The sequence below is a fragment of the Roseomonas sp. HF4 genome, assembly GCF_005222755.1.
GTDB lineage: Bacteria > Pseudomonadota > Alphaproteobacteria > Acetobacterales > Acetobacteraceae > Neoroseomonas.
In genome coordinates, this window is the sequence record NZ_STGD01000019.1 from 64,784 (window position 1) to 86,757 (window position 21,974).

At 72.9% G+C, this 21,974-nt stretch carries 19 protein-coding genes; 12 read left to right on the top strand and 7 right to left on the bottom strand.

The annotated features are described in order from the left end of the window. Positions 1-4 precede the first annotated feature (4 nt). Together E8M80_RS22600 and E8M80_RS22605 are read left to right on the top strand one after the other, a co-directional pair. Positions 5-1,987 (top strand): O-linked N-acetylglucosamine transferase, encoded by a 1,983-nt coding sequence (locus tag E8M80_RS22600; RefSeq protein WP_240790172.1) that lies wholly within the window; start codon positions 5-7, stop codon positions 1,985-1,987. Positions 1,988-1,991: 4 nt separating this feature from the next. Next, positions 1,992-3,737, top strand: a complete 1,746-nt coding sequence (locus E8M80_RS22605) for an acetylglucosamine transferase (RefSeq protein ID WP_170979579.1) — start codon at positions 1,992-1,994, stop codon at positions 3,735-3,737. A 4-nt stretch (positions 3,738-3,741) separates the two neighbouring features. Here the strand turns inward: E8M80_RS22605 and E8M80_RS22610 are convergent, their stop codons facing one another. Together E8M80_RS22610 and E8M80_RS22615 are read right to left on the bottom strand one after the other, a co-directional pair. Continuing rightward, positions 3,742-4,320 (bottom strand): methyltransferase domain-containing protein, encoded by a 579-nt coding sequence (locus E8M80_RS22610; protein ID WP_137128001.1) that lies wholly within the window; start codon positions 4,318-4,320, stop codon positions 3,742-3,744. Positions 4,321-4,331: 11 nt separating this feature from the next. Further along, complete coding sequence (locus tag E8M80_RS22615; protein WP_137128002.1) at positions 4,332-5,201, bottom strand: FkbM family methyltransferase; 870 nt, start codon at positions 5,199-5,201, stop codon at positions 4,332-4,334. Between the two features lie 164 nt (positions 5,202-5,365). On the opposite strand from E8M80_RS22615, the gene E8M80_RS22620 reads away from it, so the two are divergent. From E8M80_RS22620 to E8M80_RS22630, 3 genes are all read left to right on the top strand, one after another. Further along, the gene (locus E8M80_RS22620; RefSeq protein ID WP_137128003.1) at positions 5,366-6,211 is read left to right on the top strand and encodes a universal stress protein; all 846 of its coding nucleotides are present in this window, start codon (positions 5,366-5,368) and stop codon (positions 6,209-6,211) included. A gap of 66 nt (positions 6,212-6,277) precedes the next feature. Continuing rightward, complete coding sequence (locus E8M80_RS22625; RefSeq protein WP_240790173.1) at positions 6,278-8,767, top strand: Lon protease family protein; 2,490 nt, start codon at positions 6,278-6,280, stop codon at positions 8,765-8,767. Continuing rightward, entirely contained in the window at positions 8,764-9,579 is an 816-nt protein-coding gene (locus E8M80_RS22630) for a hypothetical protein (RefSeq protein ID WP_137128004.1), read from the top strand. Before E8M80_RS22625 ends, E8M80_RS22630 begins: the two co-directional genes overlap by 4 nt. A 101-nt stretch (positions 9,580-9,680) precedes the next feature. Here the strand turns inward: E8M80_RS22630 and E8M80_RS22635 are convergent, their stop codons facing one another. Then, positions 9,681-10,832 (bottom strand): MFS transporter, encoded by a 1,152-nt coding sequence (locus E8M80_RS22635; RefSeq protein WP_137128005.1) that lies wholly within the window; start codon positions 10,830-10,832, stop codon positions 9,681-9,683. 101 nt (positions 10,833-10,933) lie between these two features. Here E8M80_RS22635 and E8M80_RS22640 point away from each other — a divergent pair, with 101 nt between their 5' ends. From E8M80_RS22640 to E8M80_RS22650, 3 genes are all read left to right on the top strand, one after another. Continuing rightward, positions 10,934-12,166: a type VI secretion system contractile sheath domain-containing protein gene (locus E8M80_RS22640; protein WP_137128006.1), complete on the top strand. Its 1,233-nt coding sequence runs from the start codon at positions 10,934-10,936 to the stop codon at positions 12,164-12,166. 91 nt (positions 12,167-12,257) lie between these two features. After that, entirely contained in the window at positions 12,258-12,950 is a 693-nt protein-coding gene (gene aqpZ, locus E8M80_RS22645) for an aquaporin Z (RefSeq protein ID WP_137128007.1), read from the top strand. 32 nt (positions 12,951-12,982) lie between these two features. Next, positions 12,983-13,750 carry an arylmalonate decarboxylase gene (locus E8M80_RS22650; RefSeq protein WP_137128008.1) on the top strand — a complete coding sequence of 256 codons (768 nt, stop codon included), beginning with the start codon at positions 12,983-12,985 and terminating at the stop codon, positions 13,748-13,750. Between the two features lie 86 nt (positions 13,751-13,836). Here the strand turns inward: E8M80_RS22650 and E8M80_RS22655 are convergent, their stop codons facing one another. Continuing rightward, the gene (locus tag E8M80_RS22655) at positions 13,837-14,373 is read right to left on the bottom strand and encodes a YIP1 family protein (protein WP_137128009.1); all 537 of its coding nucleotides are present in this window, start codon (positions 14,371-14,373) and stop codon (positions 13,837-13,839) included. Positions 14,374-14,487: 114 nt separating this feature from the next. On the opposite strand from E8M80_RS22655, the gene E8M80_RS22660 reads away from it, so the two are divergent. Genes E8M80_RS22660 through ald form a run of 3 tightly spaced genes read left to right on the top strand, consistent with a single transcriptional unit; the run spans position 14,488 to position 17,211 of the window. Further along, on the top strand, positions 14,488-15,753 hold the full coding sequence (locus E8M80_RS22660; protein ID WP_137128010.1) for an AmpG family muropeptide MFS transporter: 1,266 nt from the start codon (positions 14,488-14,490) through the stop codon (positions 15,751-15,753). Then, complete coding sequence (locus E8M80_RS22665) at positions 15,750-16,094, top strand: DMT family protein (RefSeq protein WP_137128011.1); 345 nt, start codon at positions 15,750-15,752, stop codon at positions 16,092-16,094. Before E8M80_RS22660 ends, E8M80_RS22665 begins: the two co-directional genes overlap by 4 nt. 10 nt (positions 16,095-16,104) lie before the next feature. Then, complete coding sequence (ald, locus tag E8M80_RS22670) at positions 16,105-17,211, top strand: alanine dehydrogenase (protein WP_137128012.1); 1,107 nt, start codon at positions 16,105-16,107, stop codon at positions 17,209-17,211. A gap of 173 nt (positions 17,212-17,384) precedes the next feature. Here ald and E8M80_RS22675 read toward each other — a convergent pair whose 3' ends face one another. From E8M80_RS22675 to E8M80_RS22685, 3 genes are read right to left on the bottom strand one after another with little or no spacing between them, the layout of a single operon-like run. Continuing rightward, positions 17,385-18,272: a prephenate/arogenate dehydrogenase family protein gene (locus E8M80_RS22675; protein ID WP_137128013.1), complete on the bottom strand. Its 888-nt coding sequence runs from the start codon at positions 18,270-18,272 to the stop codon at positions 17,385-17,387. Next, positions 18,265-19,353 carry a histidinol-phosphate transaminase gene (gene hisC, locus E8M80_RS22680; RefSeq protein WP_137128014.1) on the bottom strand — a complete coding sequence of 363 codons (1,089 nt, stop codon included), beginning with the start codon at positions 19,351-19,353 and terminating at the stop codon, positions 18,265-18,267. Before hisC ends, E8M80_RS22675 begins: the two co-directional genes overlap by 8 nt. Then, on the bottom strand, positions 19,350-20,195 hold the full coding sequence (locus tag E8M80_RS22685; protein WP_137128015.1) for a chorismate mutase: 846 nt from the start codon (positions 20,193-20,195) through the stop codon (positions 19,350-19,352). Before E8M80_RS22685 ends, hisC begins: the two co-directional genes overlap by 4 nt. Positions 20,196-20,417: 222 nt before the next feature. Here E8M80_RS22685 and E8M80_RS22690 point away from each other — a divergent pair, with 222 nt between their 5' ends. Continuing rightward, the gene (locus E8M80_RS22690; RefSeq protein WP_137128016.1) at positions 20,418-21,572 is read left to right on the top strand and encodes a homoserine O-acetyltransferase; all 1,155 of its coding nucleotides are present in this window, start codon (positions 20,418-20,420) and stop codon (positions 21,570-21,572) included. Positions 21,573-21,974: the final 402 nt, after the last annotated feature.

Below are 21,974 nucleotides of genomic sequence, written 5' to 3' on the forward strand. Positions count from 1 at the left end.
TGGGATGCACAAAACGGGCATCGCCGAAGTCGTGGGCAGCGCACAGGCGCTGGCCGCGGCCGGGGAGGGCGGGCTGGCGGCGGAACTCTACCGCGACTGGACCGCACGGCACCCCGACGACCCGCTGCTCCATGCGGCGGAATTCAATCGCGGCGTGCTGCTCGCGGATGCGGGCGACCTGCACGGCGCGGTCGAGGCCTTCGGGGCCGCCATCGCCCGCAGGCCGGATTTCCTGCCGCCCTACATCAACCGGGGTGCCGCATATGAAAAGCTCGGCGCCACGGCGCAGGCCATGGCGCATTGGGCGCATGTCGCGGGCAGCCTCGGGGCCCTGACCGGCGACGCCATCGCCTGGAAATCCGCCGCGCTCAAGCAGATGGCGCAGATGCTGGAAGGCACCCGCCGCCTGACCGAGGCCGATGCCGTGCTGCGCCAACTCGCGGAGATCGCGCCCTGGCAGCGCGACGTCGTGCAGCACTGGATCAGCCTGCGCCAGCGGCAATGCCTCTGGCCGCTGCTGCAACCCCTGGCCGGGCACGACGCCGCCGCGCTGAAGCGACGCATGGCCCCACTCAGCCTGGCCTGCCACGCCGACGACCCGATGCTGCAACTGGCCATCGCCCATGCCCATGGACGGGAAGACCACGGCTGGCCCGTGCGCTTCCGGACCGCGGTGGATTTCGCCGACCGCATCGCCGAGGTGCCGGGGCGGCGGCTGCGCGTGGGCTACCTCTCCTCCGACCTGCGCGACCACGCCATCGGGTCCCTGATGGCCGGGATGTTCGCGCTGCACGACCGCAGCCGGCTGGAGGTCTTCGCCTATTACTGCGGCATCGCGCAGGAGGACGGGACGAAGGCACGCATCCGCGCCAGCGTCGAACACTGGCGCGACATCACCGCCCTCGACGACGACGCGGCCGAGGCGCTGATGCTGGCCGACGGCGTCGACATCCTGGTCGACGTGAACGGCCACACCCGCGGCGCCCGCACGCGCCTGCTGCTGCGCAGGCCGGCGCCGGTCGTCGTCAACTGGCTCGGCTACCCGGGCAGCATGGGCAGCCCGGTGCATCACTACATTATTGCCGACCCGCATATCGTGCCGGACGGCGCCGAGCGGTTCTGCTCGGAGCGCGTCCTCCGCCTCGCCTGCTACCAGCCGAACGACCGGGCGCGGGCCACCGGCAACGGACAGGCGCAGACGCGCGCGATGCACGGCCTGCCGGAGGACGTGACCGTCTTCTGTTCCTTCAACGGCACGCAGAAGATCACGCCCTTCGTCTTCACCCGCTGGATGGAGATCCTGCGCGGCGTGCCCGGCAGCGTGCTCTGGCTGCTGAAATCCTGCGATGAGATCGAGGCACGGCTGCGCGCCCTGGCCGCCGCTGCCGGCGTGGCGCCGGAACGGCTGGTCTTCGCGCCCATCATCGGCGCGCGCGACCACCTCGCGCGCTATCCGCTGGCGGACCTGTTCCTCGACACGCTGCCTTATGGCGCGCACACCACGGCCTCGGACGCGCTCTGGATGGGCGTGCCGGTGCTGACCGTGCCGGGCCGCGGCTTCGCGGCGCGGGTCTGCACGAGCCTGGTGCATGCGGCGGGCATCCCGGACTTCGTGTGCGCCTCCGCGGAGGACTATGTCACGCGCGCTATCGCGCTGGGGCGCGACCGCGCGGCGCTGGCGCCCGTCCGCGAAAGGCTGCTGGCCGGGCGCGCTGGCGCGCTGCTGTTCGATACGCCGCGCCTGGTGCGCGACCTGGAGGCGCTGTTCCAGGGCATGTGGGACGATTTCGCGGCCGGACGCCTGCCGCAGCCCGACCTCGTCAACCTCGACGTCGCGCTCGACCTCGGTGCGGCGATGGACCATGAGGGCAGCGAGGTCTCCTTCGACCCGCGCTGGGCGGCGCGCTGGCAGGACGCGATGGCGCGCCGCCACGAATTTGCGCCGCTGCCGCCGGATGGCCGCTTCCACCCGGCGGCGGAGGGCTGAGGCCATGCCGCTCGACACCGCGGGGGAACCGCTCGAGGCGCTGCTGCCGCGGATCGAGGGCGCGGCGCCGGCCGCCGGCATCGCCGCCTATCGCGCCTGGCTGGCGGCCAACCCGGCCTCCCCGCAGCGCTTCGCCGCCTGGTTCAACCTCGGCGTGTTGATGATGCAGTCAGGCGTACGCCCCGCTGCCATCGTCGCCTATCGGCAGGCGCTGGCGCTGAAGCCCGACCTCTACCAGGCCGCGGTCAATCTCGGCGTGGCGCTGGAACTGGACGGGCGGGCGGAGGAAGCCCTGGCGCTTTGGCAGGGGGCGCTGCAGCCGGATGAGGCACGCATCGCGCTGCTCAATCACCGCGGCCGCGTGCTGGAATCCCTGAAGCGGTACGAGGAGGCCGAGCGCGCGCTCCATGCGAGCCTGCTGCTGCGGGCCGACCAGCCCGATGTCGTGCAGCACTGGTCGCATCTGCGCCAGAAGGGCTGCATCTGGCCGCTGCAGGGGGGTGGCCTGCCCGGCCTCGACGCCGAAGGGCTGCTGCTGCGCGGCGGCCCGCTCGGTGCGCTGGCGCTGACCGACGACCCGGCGCTCCAGCGCCGCATCGGGGAGGCCTGGATCGCGCGCAAGGTGCCCGCCGCGCCCGAGCGCCTGGCGCCGGCGCGGGGCTATGCGCATGACCGCATCCGCATCGGCTACCTGTCCTCGGATTTCTGCCGCCACGCCATGGGCTTCCTGATCGTGGAGCTGCTGGAACGCCATGACCGCAGCCGCTTCGAGGTGTTCGGCTACTGCTCGACGCGGGACGACGGCAGCGACCTGCGCCGCCGCATCCTCGGCGCGCTGGACCACCACGTCCCGATCGGCGCGCTGGGGGAGGAGGAGGCCGCGCGCCGTATCCGTGCCGACGAGATCGACATCCTGGTGGACCTCAACGGCCTGACGCAGGGCGTGCGGCTCGGCGCGCTGCGCTGGAAGCCAGCGCCGGTGCAGGCGACCTATCTCGGCTATGTCGGCCCGGTGCCGCTGCCCGAGCTCGACTGGATGATCTGCGACGCCGTGACGGTGCCGCCGGAGCACGCGCAGCACTATGCCCCGCGGCCGTTGCCGCTCGATGGCCTGTACCAGGCGAATGACGGGCGCGCTCCGGTCCTGCCCGCCCTGACGCGCGCCACCGAAGGGGTGCCCGGCGATGCGCTGCTGCTCTGCTGCTTCAACAATTTCTACAAGATCACGCCGCCGGTCTTCGGTGCCTGGATGGAGATCCTGCGCCGCGTCCCGCACGCCGCGCTGTGGCTGACCGAGGACAACGCGACCGGCATCGCCAATCTCCGCCGTCACGCCGCGGAGGCCGGCATCGCAGCGGACCGGCTGCACTTCGCGAGCCGCTGCGACCCGGCGCACTACATGGCGCGGCTGGGTTTGGCGGACGTGTTCCTCGACACGTATCCCTACAATGCCGGCACCGTCGCCTCGGACGCGCTGCGCATGGGTTTGCCGATCGTCACGCTGGCCGGGCGGTCATTCGCGTCCCGCATGGCGGCCAGCCTGCTGACGGCGGTCGGCCTGACCGAAGGCATCGCCACGACGCTCGAGGACTACGTGGCCCGGGCCGTGGCGCTGGTCGAACCCGCGCGGCTGGCCGCGGCACGCGGTGCGCTGGCGGGCGGCGAGGCCTGGCTGCGCAGCATCGGCGACACCGACGCCTTCGCCCGCCGCATGGAGCGCGCCTACGAGCGCATCCTGCTCCGTCCCTGAGCGCCTAGGCGACGCGCGCCGTCGCCCAGAGCGCGAAGGCGCCGTCGCGCGCCACGCGCACATGGTCGAAGCGCGCCGCGACCAGCGCCGCCTCCAGGCTGCGCGCCGTGAAGCCGGTGCGATGCGCCATGAAGCCGTTGCCCGCCGCGATCTGCGCCCCGTGCCCATAGAGCATATCGAGCGGCGCGATCGGCCCCGCCGGCGCGACATAGGCCGCGTCGGTCAGCCGGTCGGCCACGACCAGCGCCGCCACCTGCTGCAGGTCCGGCACGGTGATGAGCGCGAAGCCGCCCGGCGCGATCACGCGGCGGAACTCGGCCAGCGCCAGCGGCACCTCGTGCGCGGCCAGGTGCTCGACATTGTGCGCCGAATAGACCGCATCCACCGAGGCCGCGGCGACGTCGCGCATGTCGGTGATGGAGGCCAGGATATCCGGCGCCGCCGCGGGGTCGATGTCGAGCCGCAGCTCGCGCCAGGCACCCCCGGGAAAGAAGTCGGCGGGCAGCTTGCCCGGCGCGGCGGGGCCGCAGCCGACATGCAGCACGGTGGACAGGCGCGGCGGCGCCTCGGCGAGCAGCGTCATGGCGGTGTCCTTCAGGCCGCGCGCAGCAGGGGAGCGCGCAGGCGGTCGAGGTAGGTGCCGGCCAGCGCGCCGCCGCGGCGGCCGTCGTGCTCGGCCAGCAGGCGGAACACGATGTCGAAGGCGCCGTAGCAATCATGCAGGACCGCCGCCATCGCCAGCACCTGTCGGTCGGACAGCGCATCCAGGCGCGTGAGGTCGCGGATGAGCACCGCATCCGCCCAGACCAGCTGCCCGAGCCGGGCATAGGGATCGTCGTTCACGAGCATGGGCTGCACGGCGCGGCTGACGGTCGGAAAGAAGCGGTGCAGCGCGAAGCCCCTGGCACGCAGGAACTGCTCCACCTCGCTGAACAGCGGCTGGCCCTGGTAGAGCGGCAGGAACTCGACCTCCGCCTGGATGACGACCGCCTCGGCCAGCCGCGCCTCCGCGTGGCGCAGCACCATCAGCTCCGCCCCCTGGATGTCGAGCTTGAGCAGGTCCGCGCCCGCCGTCTCGGGCACGTCGTCGAGACGGACGGTCGCGACCTCCTCGGTCGCCAGCACGCGGCCCCAGTCGGGGAAGCCGTGGAACAGGCCGAGCACCGCCGGGTCCGGCGCCAGCAGGGAGGTCATGCCCGGCGCCTGGCAGACATGGAGCGTGTGACGGCCGCCATCGCCCACCGCATGCGGGAAGTAGCGCTCGAGCGGCCCCTTGCGGCGGTCGAGTTCCGCCAGCGCGGCGCGGTTCGGCTCGAAGCCGACCACCTCGGCCTGGCCGGCGCGCAGCATGGCGGCGTAGGGGGGCTCGGCGTCGATCGGGTTGGCGCCGATATCGACCACCTTCACGCGCGGCGCGACGCCGCCGGTCAGGGCGTGGAAGGTCTCATCGGCGGGTCCTGCCATGGCGGCTGCCTCCTGCAGCAGGCGCAGCATGCCGGGGCCGGGTTTCGCATTCCTTCACGACGGCCAGATGGTTTCTATATCGCAACATCTGCGAAGCTTGACGCGGATCAACGCGGCGCCGGCTCATGCGCCTAGGTTGAGGCAACGCGGCGCTGGAGGAAGCGATGGCTCTCAAGGACATCCTGGTGCATCTCGACGGCACGGAGCAGGCGGGCGTTCGCCTCGACCTCGCCGCCGGGCTCGCGCGGCGGCATGGCGCGCATCTGGTCGGGCTGTATGTCGTCGATGTGATGATGCCGGTCATGGCGGCGGGCGATGCCGGCAGCGGCGCGGTGCTGGCCGAGATGCTGGACCGCATGCGCGCCGACGCCCTGGCAGAGGCCGCCAAGGTGGAAGCGCGCTTCTCCGACGTTCTGCGCCGAGAGGACATTGCCGGCGAATGGCGCCTCGCCGAAGGCGCGACGCCCGAGCATGTCGCGCTGCAGGCGCGCTACGCGGACCTCGCGGTGCTGGGCCAGGCCGACCCCGACGCCGGACAGCCCGGCGCCGCCGCGACGTTGGAGGCGGTGCTCTTCGATTCCGGCCGGCCGGCGCTGATCGTGCCCTATGCCGGGCGCTTCGCGACGGTCGGCCAGCGGGTGCTGATCGGCTGGAATGCCAGCGCACAGGCGTCGCGCGCCGTGCATGATGCGCTGCCGCTCATGGCCGGCGCCGCCAGCGTGGCGGTCACCGCCGTCAATCCGCGCCGCGGCATCGACGCGCATGGCGACATGCCGGGTGCCGACATCGCGCGCCACCTGGCGCGACATGGGCTGAAGGTCACCGTCGAGCACACGGCGGCACCCGAGATCGGCGCCGGCGACATGCTGCTGAACCGCGCCTCCGAACTCTCGGCCGACCTGCTCGTGGTCGGCGCCTACGGGCATTCGCGACTGCGCGAGACGATCCTCGGCGGCGTGACACGCACGCTGCTGAAGCAGATGACCCTGCCCGTGCTGATGGCGCACTGAGGCGCCGATGGGCCGCGTTCGCCACGTCGCGGGCGCCGCCGCGCCCCGGCACCACGGGTAGGCGGCATGGCCCGGCGCCCCCCCGGCCGTGCGGCGCTGGACAGCCCGGCCCCTGCCGCGATGGTCGCCGCCGGGGGCGCCGGCCCGGCGCCGCCGGGCCCGCTGCCGCCGGCGCGGCTCCATCGCGCCGCGGACCTCTCGGCGCTGCCCTTCGCCACCACCGCCGACCTCGATCCCCTGCCCGGCCTGCCCGGCCAGGACCGGGTGCGCGAGGCGATCGGCCTCGGCACCAGCATCGGCGCGCGCGGCTTCAACATCTTCGCCATCGGGCAGTCGGGCGCGCGCATCGGGGATGCGGTGCGCAGCCTGCTGGCGGTGACGGCGCGCGCCGGCCCGGCGCCACCCGACTGGGTCTATGTCAACAACTTCGCCGCGCCGCACCGCCCGCGCGCGCTGTCCGTGCCGTCCGGTCGCGGGCCGGCGCTCGAGGCCGCGCTGGCCGAGATGATCGACGAGCTGCGCGCCGCCCTGCCCGCCATGTTCGAGGGCGAGGACTACCAGCGCCGCCGCAGCGCTATCGACAGCTCCCTGCATGGGGAGGCGGAGGCCGCCTTCTCGGCCCTGGCGGAAAAGGCGGCAGCCGAGGGCGTCGCCATCATCCGCACGCCGATGGGCTTCGCCGTGGCCCCGCTGAAGGACGGCAAGGTGGTGCCGCCGGAGGACTTCGCGAGCTGGCCCGAGGACCGGCAGGACGAGATGCGCGGGCATGTCGAGCGCATCGAGAAGGAACTCGAGCAGACGCTCCGCGCCATCCCGCGCTTCGAGAAGAAGCGCCGCGACGACGTGCGCGCCCTCGACCGGGAGACGGCGAAGTTCGTGATCGACCAGGCGGTGGACGACGCCGCGAAGCCCTTCGGCGACCTGCCCGAGGTGCTCGCGCATCTCGAGGCGGTGCGCGCCGACCTGGTCGAGAACGTGCAGCTTTTCCTCGAGCAGCCGGGCCAGGACGGGCCCGGCCCGCCGCCGGGGCTTCGCGCCGGCTCGCCGCTCGACCGCTACGCGGTGAACGTGCTCGTCACGCGCAACGGCGCTGCCGACGGCGCGCCGGTCGTGGAGGAGCTGCACCCGACGCTCGCCAACCTGCTCGGCCGCATCGAGCACCTGCCGGTGCAGGGCGCGCTGGTCACCAATTTCCGCATGATCCGCGCTGGCGCGCTGCATCGCGCCAATGGCGGCACCATCGTCATCGACGCGCGCGCCCTGCTGACCGAGCCGTTCTCCTGGGAGGCGCTGAAGCGCGCCCTGGTGCAGGGCCGCATCGCCATCGAGGACCTCGCGCGCTTCGTCGGCATCGCGCAGACCGTGTCGCTGGAGCCCGATCCGATCCCGCTCGACGCCAAGGTCGTGCTGGTGGGCGAGCGCTTCCTCTACTACCTCCTCGCCGCCTTCGACCCGGACCTCGCGCGCCACTTCAAGGTCGTGGCGGATTTCGACGACGAGGCGCCGCGCACGCCCGACGGCGAGGCGATGCTCGCGCGCATTGTCGCCACCATCGCGCAGGCCGAGGGCGCGCGTCCGCTCGACCGCGCGGCCGTGGCCGGCGCCGTCGAGCACGCCGCGCGCCTGGCCGGGGACCAGGACCGGTTGACGCTGCTCGTGGAGGATCTCCGCGACCTCGTCGTCGAGGCCGGGCACTGGGCCGGCGCGGCCGGGCGCGGGACAGCGACGCGCGCCGACCTCGACCGCGCCATCGAGGAGCAGCGCCGCCGGCTGGAACGCCCGCAGCTCCTGACGAAGGAAGCGATCCTGCGCGGCATCGCGCTGATCGACACGACCGGCGCGCGCGTCGGGCAGGTCAACGGCCTCAGCGTGGTCGGCCTGGGCAACCTCGCCTTCGGGCGCCCGATGCGCATCACCGCGCGGGTGCGCCCGGGCAGCGGGCAGATCCTCGACATCGAGCGCGAGGTCGAACTCGGCGGCCCGATCCACTCCAAGGGCGTGATGATCCTCTCGGGCTTCCTCGCGGGGCGCTATGCCGCGGGCCGCGCGCTGTCGCTGCAGGCGAGTCTGGTCTTCGAGCAGTCCTACGGGGAGGTCGAGGGCGACAGCGCCTCGGCGGCGGAGCTTCTCGCGCTGCTCTCGGCGATCGGCGACGTTCCCTTGCGCCAGGACCTCGCCATCACCGGCTCGGTCAACCAGCATGGCGACATCCAGCCGATCGGCGGCGTCAACGAGAAGATCGAGGGCTTCTTCGAGATCTGCGCCGCCCGCGGCCTCACGGGGACGCAGGGCGTGATCGTCCCGGCGTCGAACGTGCAGCACCTGATGCTGCGCGCCGAGGTGGTCGAGGCCTGTGCCGCCGGGCGATTCGCGGTCCACGCCGTGGCCGGGATCGACGAGGCGGCGGCGCTGCTCGCCGGGCGGGAAGCCGGCGCGCGCGGCGTCGACGGCAAGTACCCCTATGGCAGCGTGAACGGCCGGGTGGAGGCGACGCTCGCCCGCTTCGCCGCGCTCCGCCGCCGGCGCCTGGGCCGCGCCGCGGAGGAGGAGGAATGAGCGCGCCCGGGCCGCACCGCATCCTGATCGAGCTCGGCCAGGCCATGGCGGAGGGGGAGGGGATCGAGGCCGCGGCTCTGCTCGCCCGCCTGCTCGGCCACGAGTTGCGCGGCGTCTTCGTCGAGGACGAGGCGCTGCTCACCCTCGCGGCCCACCCTTTCGCACGCGAGCTGCGCCTGCCGAGCCATGCCTGGAGCGCGATGGATGCCGGGGCGCTCGCCTCCGGCCTCGGCCTTGCCGCGGCGCGGCTCAGGCGGGCGTTGGCGGCGGCCTGCGCGCGGCTCGGCGTCGAGGGCGGCTTTGAGGTGCGGCGCGGCGATCCGGCGGCCTGCCTCGCGGGACTTTGCGGTGTGGACGACATCCTGGCCCTCGCCGCGCCGGACAGCGCGGCGGGGCGCGCCATCGGCGCCTTCCCGCAGGCCTGGCGGGCGGCGCTCGCCTCGGCGGGGGGCGTGCTGCTGCTGCCGTCGCGCCTGGCCCGCCGCCGAGGGCCCGTGGCGGCGGTCGCCGGCAGCGCGGTGGGGGAGGAGGTCGCGCTCCGCCTGGCCGTCGCGGCCGGAGAGCCGCTGCTGCTGCTCACCGCCGCGGACCGGCCGGCGCCCGAGGCGGCGGTGGCCGACCGCGCGCGCCGCGCCGGCCTGATGCCGCCGCGCATCCTGACGCGGCGCCTGGCCGCATCGACCGCCGGCGCGGTGGCCGAGGCGCTCGGCCGGTTCGAGGAAGGCCTGCTGGTGCTCGCGCGCGAGGACGCCGCAGTCGAGGAGGGGCCGGCGCTCGCGGCCCGGCGGCGGGTGCCGGTGCTGGTGCGGTAGCGCCGCATGCCAGCGGCCGCTGGCATGTCCGTGTTGTCGCGCGCAGCCGCCACGCCAACCTTGCGCGCTGATGATTGCGTCCGGCCATTCGGCCGGCCGGATCAGCGCAGCGGCATCCGCGCCACCCAGGCCGCCAGCAGGGCCGTCAGCACAGCCGAGAGCAGGAAGACCGCGCTGTAGCCCGCCGCGTGCAGCACCGCGCCGAAGGCCAGCGCGCCGATGCTCTGGCCGAGGAACAGTGCCATGGCGAAGGCGGACACGGCGGTCGCGCGCGACTCCGGCAGGGCTTCCGTCGCGCGCGCCTGCAGCACGCCATGGAACATGTAGAAGGCCATGCCGCAGGGCACCTGCAGCAGCGCCACCACCCACCAGGCCGGCGCCGCGGCCATGCCGGCCAGCGCCGCGGCGATCACGGCGCCGCCCACGCCCACCAGCCCCTTCTCGCCGAGCCGCGCGACCAGCCGCTTCGCCAGCCGCGTATAGGCGAAGGCGCCGAGGCCGAAGCCCGCCACCACCAGCCCCGCCTGGCCGGGGGAGAGCGCGAAGCCCTCGATGAGGTAGGCGCCGATGAAGGGGAAGGCGCCGCCGAACAGCGCCGCGCCGTCGAGCGCCGCGGCCCCCATCAGCCGCCGCCCCGCCGGTGCGCGCAGCAGCACCCCGTACTGCCCGAGGCCGAGTCCGCGCGCGCTCGCCCGTGGCGCCTCGGGCGGCGCGCGGAACACCAGAAGCAGGCCGACGCCCAGCGCCAGCGCCGCCAACAGCAGGAAGGAGGCGCGCCAGCCCGCGAGCTCCGCCACGATGCCCGAGGCCGGCCCGACCAGCAGCTGCGCCATGACCATGCCGGTCAGGAATCGCCCGATCGTCGCCTGCCGTTCCTCGTAGGGCACGGCATCCCCCACCCAGGCAATGGCGAGCGGGATCACGGCGCCCGCCACCAACCCCGTCGCGGTGCGCAGGACCACCATGGAGGCGAGGTCCCAGGCGGCCGCCGAGACCGCCAGCCCGATGCCGTAGAGCACCAGCGCCAGCGCCGCGACGCGCACCTTTCCGTAGCGGTCGCCGAGCGGCCCCGTGACCAGCTGCCCCGCGCCATAGGCCAGGGTGAAGCCGGCCACCACGGGCGCCACCGCCGCGACGCCCACCCCGAAATCGGCGGCGAGCAACGGCAGCAGCGGGTCCATGAGGCGCATGCCCCCGCCAGCGGCGAAGCCGGCCAGGGCAAGCAGGGGAAGAAGGGTGAGGTCGGCGCGCAAGACACCGCATAGGTCGCCGCCGCCCGCGACGCGTCAAGCCGGCGCGGGACAGGCCCTGCGCGCGGCGCTACCGTGCCATCGCAAAACGACGGAGGGGTGCGATGGCGGACACCACGGACGGCGCCGAGGATCCGCTCGCGGCAGTGCTCGCCGCGACCGAGGCGGTCCAGGCGCCCCGCGCCCACGCAGGCGGCTCGGAGGAACGGGCCCTCAGGAAGGTCGACGCGATGATCGCGCTGATGACGGCCGCGATCCGCAACCATCCGCGCTTCGTGGCGCTGGAGGCCGCCTGGCGCTCGCTGCACCGTTTCGTGGCGGCGCAGGAGGAAGCACCGGTCGCGGTGAAACTGCTGCCGCTGACCAAGCGGGAGATCATCCGCGACCAGCGCGCGGTACAGGACCCGGAGGACAGCGACCTCAACGCGTTGCTCTGGCACGAGGGCCTGGGCGGCGCCGAGCCCTTCGGCCTGCTGCTCGCCGACCACGAATTCGGCGCCGAGGCCGAGGAGGTGCAGGCCCTGCGCGGCCTGGCCGCCGCCGGCGCGGGCGCCTTCGTGCCGGTCGTCGCCCATGCCGCGCCGGCGCTGCTGGACCTGGAGGAATGGGCGGCGCTGCCGGGGAAGCGGGACCTCGCCCGCGTGCATGAAGGCCCGCGCCACATCGCCTGGCGCGCGCTGCGGGCGAGCGAGGAGGCACGCTTCCTGGCTCTCGCCGCGCCGCGCGTGCTGGCCACGGCCGGAGAGGGGGCACCGCGCTGGACGGGTGGCGGCTGGGTGCTCGCCGCACGCATCGCGGCCGCCTTCCGGCGCGACGGCTGGGCCGCCGGGATCGAGGGCCGCGAGGACGGGACCGAGGCCGGCCTGCCGCCGATGGGCGGCGTGCCGACCGAATGCGACCCCGCCGATGGGCAGGAGGTTGCGCTGGCGCAGCTTGGCCTGTCCCTGCTGGTTCCGCGCGGGCCGGACAGCGCGGCGGTTCTACTGGCGCCGACGCTGCACCGGCCACCACGCTTCCATGCGCCCGCCGCCAATTCGGACGCGGCGCTGGCGGCGCGGCTGCCCTGGGTGCTCGGGACGGGGCGCTTCCTGCAGGCGCTGGCACTGCGCGGACAGCACGAATTGCACCGCGGCCGCGGCGCGCGCGCGGCGGCCGAGGCGCTGAACGCCTGGCTCGCCGGATACAGCGGGGAGGAGGGACCGCTCGCGGAGGCGAGCGCCGAACTGCCGGAGGCGAAGGGCCACCCCGGCGTCCATCTGCTCTCGGCCCGGATGCGGCCGCGGCTGCCGCAGGGCACGCCCGGCGCGGCGCACAGGGTGATGTTGAACCTGCCGTGATGGCGCCCTGCCGGGGCAAAAGATTCGTTGCAAGCGCGGGTATGGGGAAAGTTACATTCCCCCCGGGTCCATCCAGGGGAGAAAACCACCCATGCCCGCGAAACTCGCCGCCGAATTCATCGGCACGCTCTGGCTCGTGCTCGGCGGCTGCGGCTCCGCCGTCATTGCCGCCGCCTTCCCGGAGGTGGGCATCGGCCTGCTCGGCGTCTCCTTCGCCTTCGGGCTGACGGTGCTGACCATGGCCTTCGCGATCGGCCATGTCTCGGGCTGCCACCTGAACCCGGCGGTCACGCTCGGCCTGGTCGCGGCGGGGCGGTTCCCGGGGAAGGACGCCATTCCCTACATCCTGGTCCAGGTGCTGGGCGCCATCGCGGCGGCAGGCATCCTCTGGGCCATCGCGACGGGCAAGCCGGGCTTCGAGGTCGGTGGCTTCGCATCGAACGGCTTCGGCGACCATTCGCCCGGCAAGTACTCGATGAACGCCGCGCTGCTGACCGAGGTGGTGATGACCTTCTTCTTCCTGGTCATCATCATTGGCGCGACGCATCCGCAGGCGCCGGCGGGCCTGGCGCCGATCGCGATCGGGCTCGGCCTCACACTGATCCACCTGGTCTCGATCCCGGTGACCAACACCTCGGTGAACCCGGCGCGCAGCACCGGCCCCGCGCTGGTGGTGGGTGGCTGGGCGCTGCAGCAGCTCTGGCTGTTCTGGGTGGCGCCGATCGCCGGCGCGGTGCTGGCGGGCGTCGCCTCCCGCTTGATGTGGCCGGACGACCGGACGTAGGCGCCGCGCGCGGGGTCTGGCACGCTCGGCGGATGGAGACGCCACCGCCGCTCGGACCCCGCGCCACCCTCGCCCATCGGTTGCTGATGGGCGTTGTCGTGCCCGCCACGAACGTGACAACCGAGGCGGAGATGGACGACCTCCGCCCGCGCGGCGTGGTGAATGCCACCGCGCGCATCGCCAACCCCGACCGCGCCGTGGGCTCGGACGCCGACGCGGCCGAGGTGCGCGCGGCGATGGTGGCGGGGCTGATGGGCGCGCTGGATACGCTGGCGCCGGCGAAGCCGGACCATGTCGCGATCGGCGTGATGGTGGAGAACTTCGCCGGCGGCGGCGCGGCCGGCGACGCCCTGCTGGCGGAGGCGGAGGCGCGCATCGGCTGCCCCGTGACCGCGCCGACGCATGCGACGCTGGCGGCGCTGGCCGAGCTCGGCATCACGCGCATCGCACTGCTGACGCCCTTCTTTCCCGCCGGCGACGCCGCGGCCAGGGCCTTCCTGGAAGCCGCGGGGGTGGTCGTGCCGCGCACCCTCGGACTGCGCGCGCCCGGCCCGGCCGCGATCGCGCGCGTGACGGACGCGGCGCTGCGGGACGCGGTGCGCGAGCTCGAAGGGCCGGACATCGAGGCCATCGTGCAGGTCGGCACCAACCTGCCTTTCGCCGGCGTGGCGCGCGCGGCGGAAGCCGAACTCGGCAAGCCGGTGCTGGCGACGAACCCCGTGACCTACTGGCACGCGCTGCGGCGCGCGGGCGTCACGGAACGAATCGCTGGGGCCGGGCGGCTGTTCGCGCTCGCCTGACGGAGGGCGGGATGGGCCTTGCCCCTCCCGGACCCACTCCACCAGAGGCCGAGAGGCCTCTGGACACCATCACCGCGTGACAGGCGTCAGATCAGGATGCCGGTGAAGAGCCGCACCGCGATGTTCACCACGATGGCGACGCCGATCACGGCCAGGGTGAAGGTCAGCGCCTTTTCCTGCGGCACGCGCATCACGATCGGCACGCCGAGATAGAGCGTATAGAGCGCGTAGAAGGCCGCCGCGAGCGCGATCAGGGCGCCCAGGATCGGCACGATAATGAGGCCGCCCGCCACCCAGGCCACCGTCGGTGAGAAGGCGGCCAGCTTCAGCGCGGCGTCCGCGTCCTGCGGTCCGCCGAATTTCGGCGCCAGGATCTCGACGATCTTGGCGTTCACGAAGACGCCGACGAGCGTGAGGATGTAGCCCACGATCATGGCGGCGAAGGCGCCGAAGAAGCCGAACCACATCGTCACGAGGAAGCCGGCGATGGCCGGGATCGCAGCCAGGATCATCACGTAGCGCGTGAACACCGCCGTCAGGTCGATCGGCTCCCGCGCGATCGCCTGCCATTCCTGCGCGGGCGACATCGCCATGCCCTTCACGCGCGCGATCAACTGGTCCATGCCCACCCCTTTCCTTGCCCCTCGTTCCCAGGGCGATACTGCCCAGCGGCGGGCCAGGGCCGCAAGGGGCGGCGTGCTGGAACCGGGGCCGCGGTTCTGCCAGCCTGCCGGCAGATGCCCGATTCGGCCCTGCCCCGCTGGCGCGACCGGCGCTTCCTCGTGCTGCTGGCGCTCGGCTTCTCGGCCGGCGTGCCGTTGCCGCTGACGGCCTTCACGCTCAGGCAGTGGTTCGCGGAATCCGGCGTGTCGCTCACCGCCATCGGCTTCACGGCGCTGATCGGGCTCTCCTATTCGCTCAAGTTCCTCTGGGCGCCGGTGCTCGACCATGTGCGGCCGCCGCTGGCGGGCGGGCTCGGGCGACGGCGCGGCTGGCTCGCGGCCATCCAGCCGCTGCTGGCGGCGGCGATCCTGATGCTCGGCCTGACCGATCCCGTCGCGGGCGCGGCGCTGACGGTCGCGGTGGCGGTGGCCGTCGCGTTCCTGTCCGCCAGCCAGGACATCGCGGTCGATGCCTACCGCATCGAGGTTCTGGAGGAACAGGACCAGGGCTACGGGCTCGCCTGCTATGTCTGGGGCTATCGCGGCGCGCTGCTGGCGTCGGGCGGCGGCGCGCTGGCCATGGCGGAATTCGGCGGCTGGCCCTTCGCCTTCGCGATGTGCGCGGCGATGATCGGCGTGGGCTTCGCCGCCGTGCTGCTGGCCCCCGAGCCAGGCCGCCCGCCGCCCGAGGCGCCACCCGACTGGGCCGGGCGGCTGCGCATCGCGGTGGTCGAGCCCTTCGCGGATCTCGTTCGCCGCCGGTACTGGGTGGCGATCCTGGCCTTCGTGGCGCTGTTCAAGCTGGGGGAGGCGCTGGCCGGCATCATGACGGCGCCGTTCTACCGGCAGCTCGGCTTCTCGCGGCTGGAGGTGGCGGGCGTGTCGTCGGTGTTCGGCCTGTTCGCGACGCTGGCGGGCGCGCTGGCCGGCGGCTGGCTTGTCGCGCGCATCGGCACCGGCCGCGCGCTGGTCCTGACCGGCATCACGCAGATGCTGTCGAACCTGATGTACGTGGCGCTCTACTACGGCGGGCACGACATCCGCTGGCTGTTCGCGCAGGTGGGGGTGGAGAACTTCACCGACGGCCTCGCGGACGCGGCCTTCATCACCTACCTCAGCGCGCTGACCAGCCGGACCTTCACGGCGACGCAGTATGCGCTGCTGTCCTCGCTGGCCGCGGTGCCGCTCCGCACGCTGGGCGCCGGTTCGGGCTGGCTGGCGGAGAGCCTCGGCTGGCCGGGCTTCTTCCTGCTGACGACGGCGGCGGCGCTGCCGGCCATGGGCATCATGCTGTTCCTGCTGAAGCGCCTGCCGCCGCCCGCGCCGAAGGAACCGCCATGACCCCCTGGATCGCGACGCCGCTGCTGCTGGTGGCGTCGAACGTGCTGATGACCTTCGCCTGGTACGGGCACCTCAAGGCGCCGCACTGGCCGTTGTGGCTCGCGGTGCTGGTGTCCTGGGGAATCGCGTTCTTCGAATACTGCCTGGCGGTGCCGGCGAACCGGATCGGCTACGGCACCTTCAGCGGCCAGCAGCTGAAGGTGATGCAGGAAGTGATCACGCTGGCCGTCTTCGCCGTGTTCAGCGTGGCCTTCCTGGGGGAGACGCTGCGCTGGAACTTCCTCGCAGCCGGCGCGTGCCTTGTGGCCGCGGTCGTGTTCATCTTCCTGCCGGTGGAGTGAGGAGAGGGCGATGCGCGTCGGCGTTCCGAAGGAAGTGAAGGTCCACGAATACCGCGTGGGCCTGGTGCCGGGGTCGGTCCGCGAACTGGTGCTGCACGGGCACGACGTGCTGGTCGAGACCGGCGCGGGTGCGGCCATCGGCTTCCCCGACGCGGCCTACGAGGCGGCCGGCGCGCGCATCGCCCCCGATGCGGCGGCCGTCTTCGCGAGCGCCGAGCTGATCGTGAAGGTCAAGGAGCCGCAGCCCTTCGAATGGGTGCGCCTCAAGGCCGGGCAGGTGCTGTTCACCTACCTGCACCTTGCCCCGGACCTCGAGCAGACGCAGGGGCTGATGGCGAGCGGCTGCACTGCCATCGCCTACGAGACCGTGACGGACGCGCAGGGCGGCCTGCCGCTGCTGGCGCCGATGAGCGAGGTGGCCGGCCGGATGGCCGTGCAGGTCGGCGCGCGCTGCCTGGAAAAGGAGGCCGGGGGCGCGGGCATCCTGCTCTCCGGCGTGCCGGGCGTGCCGCCGGGGCGGGTCGCGATCATCGGCGGCGGCGTGGTGGGGTCGAACGCCGCGCGCATCGCCAACGGCATGCGCGCCAACGTCACGGTGCTCGACCGCAACCCGCGCGTGCTGGCCGCGCTCGACATCGAGTTCAACGGCCTGGTCGACACGCTGTTCGCGACGCGGGACGCGGTGGAGCGCGCGGTGCTGGACGCCGACCTCGTGATCGGCGCCGTGCTGGTGCCGGGCGCGGCGGCGCCGCGGCTCGTCAGCCGCGAGACGGTCGCGCGCATGCGCCCGGGCAGCGTCATGGTCGATGTCGCGATCGACCAGGGCGGCTGCTTCGAGACCTCCCGCCCCACCACCCACGCCGACCCCACCTATGTCGTGGACGGCGTGGTGCATTACTGCGTGACGAACATGCCGGGCGCGGTGGCGCGCACCAGCGCGGTCGCGCTGAACAACGCGACGCTGCCGTTCACGCTGCAGATCGCGGACAAGGGCTGGCAGCGCGCGGCGGCCGAGAACCCGCACCTCGCGGCTGGGGTGAACGTGCATGCGGGGGCGGTGACGCATCCGGCGGTGGCCGGGGCGCTCGGCTTGCCGTTGGCGGTGCTGCCGGGGTGAAGGTCGGGGGAGGAGAACCTCCCCCGATCCCCCCCCTTCTTTGATGTCTTGCGCCAAGCGTCGAAAACCCGGCGCCGGGTGCCAAAGAAGGTTGAGGGGGGTCAGGGGGGAGAAGTTCCCTTCTCCCCCCTTTTCTTGTTCCCGTTCGATCCCCCGACCCAGGCCGGCCGGCGCTACGCCTGCTTCCGCTCGATCAGCTCGCGCCGGATCTTCCGCCCGCGCCGGATGCGGTCCTCGATGAACTCCGCCTGGCCGTAGCGCACGGCGCGGCCCAGCGCGTGCGCATCCTCGCTGAAGCGCGCCAGCATCTCGAGCAGCGCCTCGCGGTTGTTCAGGAATACGTCGCGCCACATGTCGATGTCGCTCGCTGCGATGCGCGTGAAGTCCCGGAAGCCGGAGGCCGCGAATTTCAGCACCGCCTCCTTCGTCTCTTCCGCGAGGTCGTCCGCCGTGCCGCAGATGGTGAAGGCGATCAGGTGCGGCAGGTGGGACACGATGGCGACCACGCGATCGTGCGTGGCCGGATCCATCGTCTCGATCATCGAGCCGCAGCGCCGCCACATCTCCCGCACCTTCTCGAGCGCGGCGGGGTCGTTGTCCGGCAGCGGCGTGACGATGCAGTAGCGCCCCTCGAACAGTTCGGCGAAGCCGGCATCGGGGCCGGAATGCTCGGTGCCGGCCATCGGGTGCGCGGGCACGAGCTCGACGCCCGGCGGCAGCAGCGGCGACAGGTCGCGCACAACGCTGCCCTTGGTCGAACCTACGTCGGACAGCACGCAGCCCGGCGCCAGATGCGGCGCGATCGCCTGCATGACGCCCGCATAGGCGCCGACCGGCACGCAGAGGATCACGCCGTCGCAGCCCTCGACAGCCTTCGCGGGGTCGTCCTCGACCACGTCGACGATGCCGAGGTCCCGCACGCGCGCCAGCGTCTCCGGTCGCCGGGCGGTGGCGACCACCGTGCGCGCGATGTCGCCGCGCTTGCGCGCCGCCCGCGCGATGGAGGACCCGATCAGCCCGATGCCGACCAGGCAGAGCCGCTCGAAGACCGGCTCAGCCATGCATGAAGGCCGTCAGCGCGTCGATCACCACGGTGCATTCCTCGGCGGTGCCGATGGTGATGCGCAGGCAGGCGGGAAGGCCGTAGCCGCCCATGGCGCGCACGATCAGGCCGCGCGCCTTGAGCGCCGCGTCCGCCGCGTGTGCCGCCTCCGGCGTGGCGAAGTCGGCCAGAACGAAGTTGCCCTCGCTCGGCCAGACCTTGATGCCCGCGGCGGTCAGTGCCGCGGCGACCTTGCCCCGCCATTCGGTGTTGTGCGCGACGGACCGCTCCACCCAGCCCTTCTCGGCCACGGCGGCGATGCCGGCCGCCATGGCGGCGGCGTTCACGTTGAAGGGCCCCCGCACGCGCCCGAGCACGTCCACCACCGCCGCCGGCGCGTAGCACCAGCCGAGCCGCATGCCGCCCAGGCCGAAGATCTTGGAGAAGGTGCGCGTCATGACCGTCGCGCCCGGCCCGCCGGCATCCACCAGCCGCGCCCCGGCATCGTAGTCCGGTCGCGTGACGTATTCGGCATAGGCGCTGTCCAGCACCAGCAGGATGTCGTCGCGCAGGCCGGCGCGCAGGCGCTCGACCTCCGCCTGCGGCAGGATGGCGCCGGTCGGGTTGTTCGGGTTCGCCAGGAACACCAGCCGCGTGCGCGGTCCGACCGCGGCCAGCATGCCGTCCACGTCGGCGCGGAGGTCGCGCTCGGGCACCTTGATGATCCGGCAGCCCGCCCAGCGCCCGGTGATGTCGTACATCATGAAGCCGTGCGCGCTCATGACCAGCTCGGTCCCCTCCCCGCCATAGGCGAGGATGAGGAGCGAGATCAGCTCGTCCGAGCCGTTGCCCACCACGATGCGTGCGGGGTCGAGGCCGAAGCGGGCGCCGATCGCCTCGCGCAGCGCTTTGGCGCCGCCATCGGGGTAGCGATGCGCCTCGGCGGCCATGGCCTGGATTGCCGCGATGGCGCCAGGCGGCGGGCCGAAGGCGCCTTCGTTGGAGGACAGCTTGATGATCCGGTTCACGCCCGGGATCTTGGATTCGCCACCCACATACGGCTCGACCGACAGGATCGAGGGGCGGGGCATCACGGTCATGCTGCGTCTCCGGGGACCGGCACCGCATAGGCGCCGAGGATGGTGCGCCGCGCCCAGGGCAGCGCCGCCAGCCGCGCGTCGGACGCGGCCAGGAAGCCTTCGATCTCGGCGAGCGCCAGCGTCTCATCCCCGACGCGCGCCACGAGCAGGGAGGCGGCCTCGAGCCCGGCATCGGCCAGCGCCTGGCCAATCCGCGCGCGGGATGCGTCGGCGCCGGTCTCGGCCAGCAGCAGCGTCCGGTCAGCGCCCGAGGGGTCCGGCGGCACCGGCGCCACGATCAGCGACGCCGGCCCGCCGGCATCCGCGACGAAGGGCAGGCGCGCCACCACCTGCAGCCGCGGCACGTCGAGCCGCGCCCACCAGGGGCCTTCCGTTCCGTCGAATTCCTCGACCGGCACCGGCAGCACGGCGACCGAGGCCTCCCCGCCGCTGACCGCGGCCAGCGCGCGCGCGGCGGTCTGGTGGATGCGCATCGGCGTGATCGGGCCGAAATGCTCGCGCGCGAGCCGCGCCTGGCCGGATTGCGGGCTCGGCGCGAAGACCGCGGCCGAGAAGCCGCCCTGGATCGCCGTGCTCGCCATGAAGATCTCGCGCCAGATGCGCACGATGCGCGACCGGCCGAGCGGGCCGGAATGGCGCGCGAGCAGGCGGCGCAGCACCGCCGCCTCCCGCCCCGCCCGGAGCGGCGTCGAGGCCCCCTTGGCCCGGCTGGAGGCCAGCCGCGCCACCACTTCCGCCCGGCGCATCAGCAGGTCGTGCAGGGCGTCGTCGATCGTGTCGATCTCCGCGCGGAGCGCGGCCATGTCGGGCTTGGCGGGTGCGGGTGGGGCTATGTCGGGCATGGGAGCAGATGCAATAGACGGCGCGGCAGGGCGCGCCAAGCACCTGCGGCGCGCGGCCGTTGCGATGGCGCCTGCGCAAGCGGGGCCGGCGCCCGGCCGGCATGGCCCGCTGCACGGTTGCGCCGATCGGGCATAAGCCGCTCTGGAACCGTGGTTTTCCGAAGCGGGAAACCGGATCGGATGATTTCATCCGGCCGGATATTGCTCTAATCATCGCGCGCAATGTCCCAGGCCATCGCCCCCCTGCCGGAGGTCGAGCACCAGCACGCCGTCTTCGCCGACGGCCTGGCGCTCGATTGCGGCGCCGTGATCCTGCCGCTGACGGTGGCCTACCGCACCTATGGCCGGCTGAACGCCGCCCGGACCAACGCCGTGCTGGTCTGCCACGCGCTCACCGGGGACCAGTATCTGGCCGAGCCCCACCCCGTGACCGGCAAGCCCGGCTGGTGGGAGAGCATCGTCGGCCCCGGCAAGCCGCTCGACACCGACCGCTACTTCCTGGTCTGCGTCAACGTGCTGGGCGGCTGCATGGGCTCGACCGGTCCGCGCAGCGAGATGACGGACGCCGAGGGGCGGGGCCTGGGCCGGCCCTGGGGCACGGATTTCCCACAGGTGACCATCCGCGACATGGTCCGCGCGCAGAAGCGGCTCATGGAGCATCTGGGCGTCGCGCGCTGGCTTGCCGTCATCGGCGGGTCGATGGGCGGCATGCAGGTGCTGGAATGGGCGGCGACCTATCCCGATGCCCTGGTGGCGGCCGCCCCGATCGCCTGCGCCGCGCATCATTCGGCGCAGAACATCGCCTTCCACGAGGTCGGGCGCCAGGCGATCCATGGCGACCCGGACTGGGACGGCGGGCGCTATTGGGAGAACGGGCGGGTCCCGGCCCGCGGCCTCGCGGTGGCGCGGATGGTCGCGCACATCACCTACCTGTCGGAACAGGCGCTGACGCGGAAGTTCGGCCGGCGGCTGCGCGGCGCCTCGGCGCTGACCTTCCTCGAGGACGTGTTCGAGGTGGAATCGTACCTGCGCCACCAGGGCAGCACCTTCGTGCAGCGCTTCGACGCGAATGCGTATCTGACCATCACGCGCGCGATGGATTTCTTCGACCTGGCGGCGGAGCACGAGGGCGATCTCTCGGCAGCCTTCCGCGGCACGGCGACGCGGTTCTTCCTGGCGAGTTTCAGCAGCGACTGGCTGTTCCCGACCTCAGAGAGCCGCGCGGTGGTGCGCGCGCTGAACGCGGCGGGGGCGCGCGTGTCCTTCGTGGAGATCGCGTCCGACAAGGGGCATGACGCGTTCCTGCTGGAGGAGCCGGAGTTTCATGCGGCGCTGGGGGGATTCCTCAGAGGGTCGGCGGAGAAGGTGGGGGTTTAGGGCTCTGCACCTACATGGCAGCGGAATAGCCGCAGTTGGCCGACTGCCGCCGTCTAGGACGGGTGCAGGAGATACAACGCTCGTTTACTGTGGAGCAAAGAATGGCGTTCCAGTTTTGATGTGATCTCGCTCGTATCCGAGTACCGCTTCCGCCATATCTTGCCGGCCTGCTTCCATTCGTGAAATATAGTACCACCAAAAATCTTCCGTGTTCAGCATGTCCTGAAATTTCGCAGACTGGACACCTCCAGAAACCCTGCTGTCAGTGGGCGTGATGGTCGAGCGGTGGGTGCGTACCCAGCGCCGGGATGACAGGGCTGGGGCTGCCCGTGGATGTTTGCCGGGGTGCGCGGGTTACGGGTGCGGCAGTCCCAGAGCCTACGCCGTCGCTGGCCTGCTGCT

Excerpts from the sequence above, each read along its gene's own strand:
- E8M80_RS22660 (WP_137128010.1), top strand. The coding sequence starts at position 14,488 with ATGCCCGATTCGGCCCTGCCCCGCTGGCGCGACCGGCGCTTCCTCGTG.
- ald (WP_137128012.1), top strand. The coding sequence starts at position 16,105 with ATGCGCGTCGGCGTTCCGAAGGAAGTGAAGGTCCACGAATACCGCGTG.
- aqpZ (WP_137128007.1), top strand. The coding sequence starts at position 12,258 with ATGCCCGCGAAACTCGCCGCCGAATTCATCGGCACGCTCTGGCTCGTG.
- E8M80_RS22615 (WP_137128002.1), bottom strand. The coding sequence starts at position 5,201 with ATGGCAGGACCCGCCGATGAGACCTTCCACGCCCTGACCGGCGGCGTC.
- E8M80_RS22650 (WP_137128008.1), top strand. The coding sequence starts at position 12,983 with ATGGAGACGCCACCGCCGCTCGGACCCCGCGCCACCCTCGCCCATCGG.
- E8M80_RS22600 (WP_240790172.1), top strand. The coding sequence starts at position 5 with ATGCACAAAACGGGCATCGCCGAAGTCGTGGGCAGCGCACAGGCGCTG.
- E8M80_RS22640 (WP_137128006.1), top strand. The coding sequence starts at position 10,934 with ATGGCGGACACCACGGACGGCGCCGAGGATCCGCTCGCGGCAGTGCTC.
- E8M80_RS22690 (WP_137128016.1), top strand. The coding sequence starts at position 20,418 with ATGTCCCAGGCCATCGCCCCCCTGCCGGAGGTCGAGCACCAGCACGCC.
- E8M80_RS22655 (WP_137128009.1), bottom strand. The coding sequence starts at position 14,373 with ATGGACCAGTTGATCGCGCGCGTGAAGGGCATGGCGATGTCGCCCGCG.
- E8M80_RS22675 (WP_137128013.1), bottom strand. The coding sequence starts at position 18,272 with ATGGCTGAGCCGGTCTTCGAGCGGCTCTGCCTGGTCGGCATCGGGCTG.
- E8M80_RS22630 (WP_137128004.1), top strand. The coding sequence starts at position 8,764 with ATGAGCGCGCCCGGGCCGCACCGCATCCTGATCGAGCTCGGCCAGGCC.
- E8M80_RS22610 (WP_137128001.1), bottom strand. The coding sequence starts at position 4,320 with ATGACGCTGCTCGCCGAGGCGCCGCCGCGCCTGTCCACCGTGCTGCAT.
- E8M80_RS22620 (WP_137128003.1), top strand. The coding sequence starts at position 5,366 with ATGGCTCTCAAGGACATCCTGGTGCATCTCGACGGCACGGAGCAGGCG.
- hisC (WP_137128014.1), bottom strand. The coding sequence starts at position 19,353 with ATGACCGTGATGCCCCGCCCCTCGATCCTGTCGGTCGAGCCGTATGTG.
- E8M80_RS22685 (WP_137128015.1), bottom strand. The coding sequence starts at position 20,195 with ATGCCCGACATAGCCCCACCCGCACCCGCCAAGCCCGACATGGCCGCG.
- E8M80_RS22665 (WP_137128011.1), top strand. The coding sequence starts at position 15,750 with ATGACCCCCTGGATCGCGACGCCGCTGCTGCTGGTGGCGTCGAACGTG.
- E8M80_RS22625 (WP_240790173.1), top strand. The coding sequence starts at position 6,278 with ATGGCCCGGCGCCCCCCCGGCCGTGCGGCGCTGGACAGCCCGGCCCCT.
- E8M80_RS22605 (WP_170979579.1), top strand. The coding sequence starts at position 1,992 with ATGCCGCTCGACACCGCGGGGGAACCGCTCGAGGCGCTGCTGCCGCGG.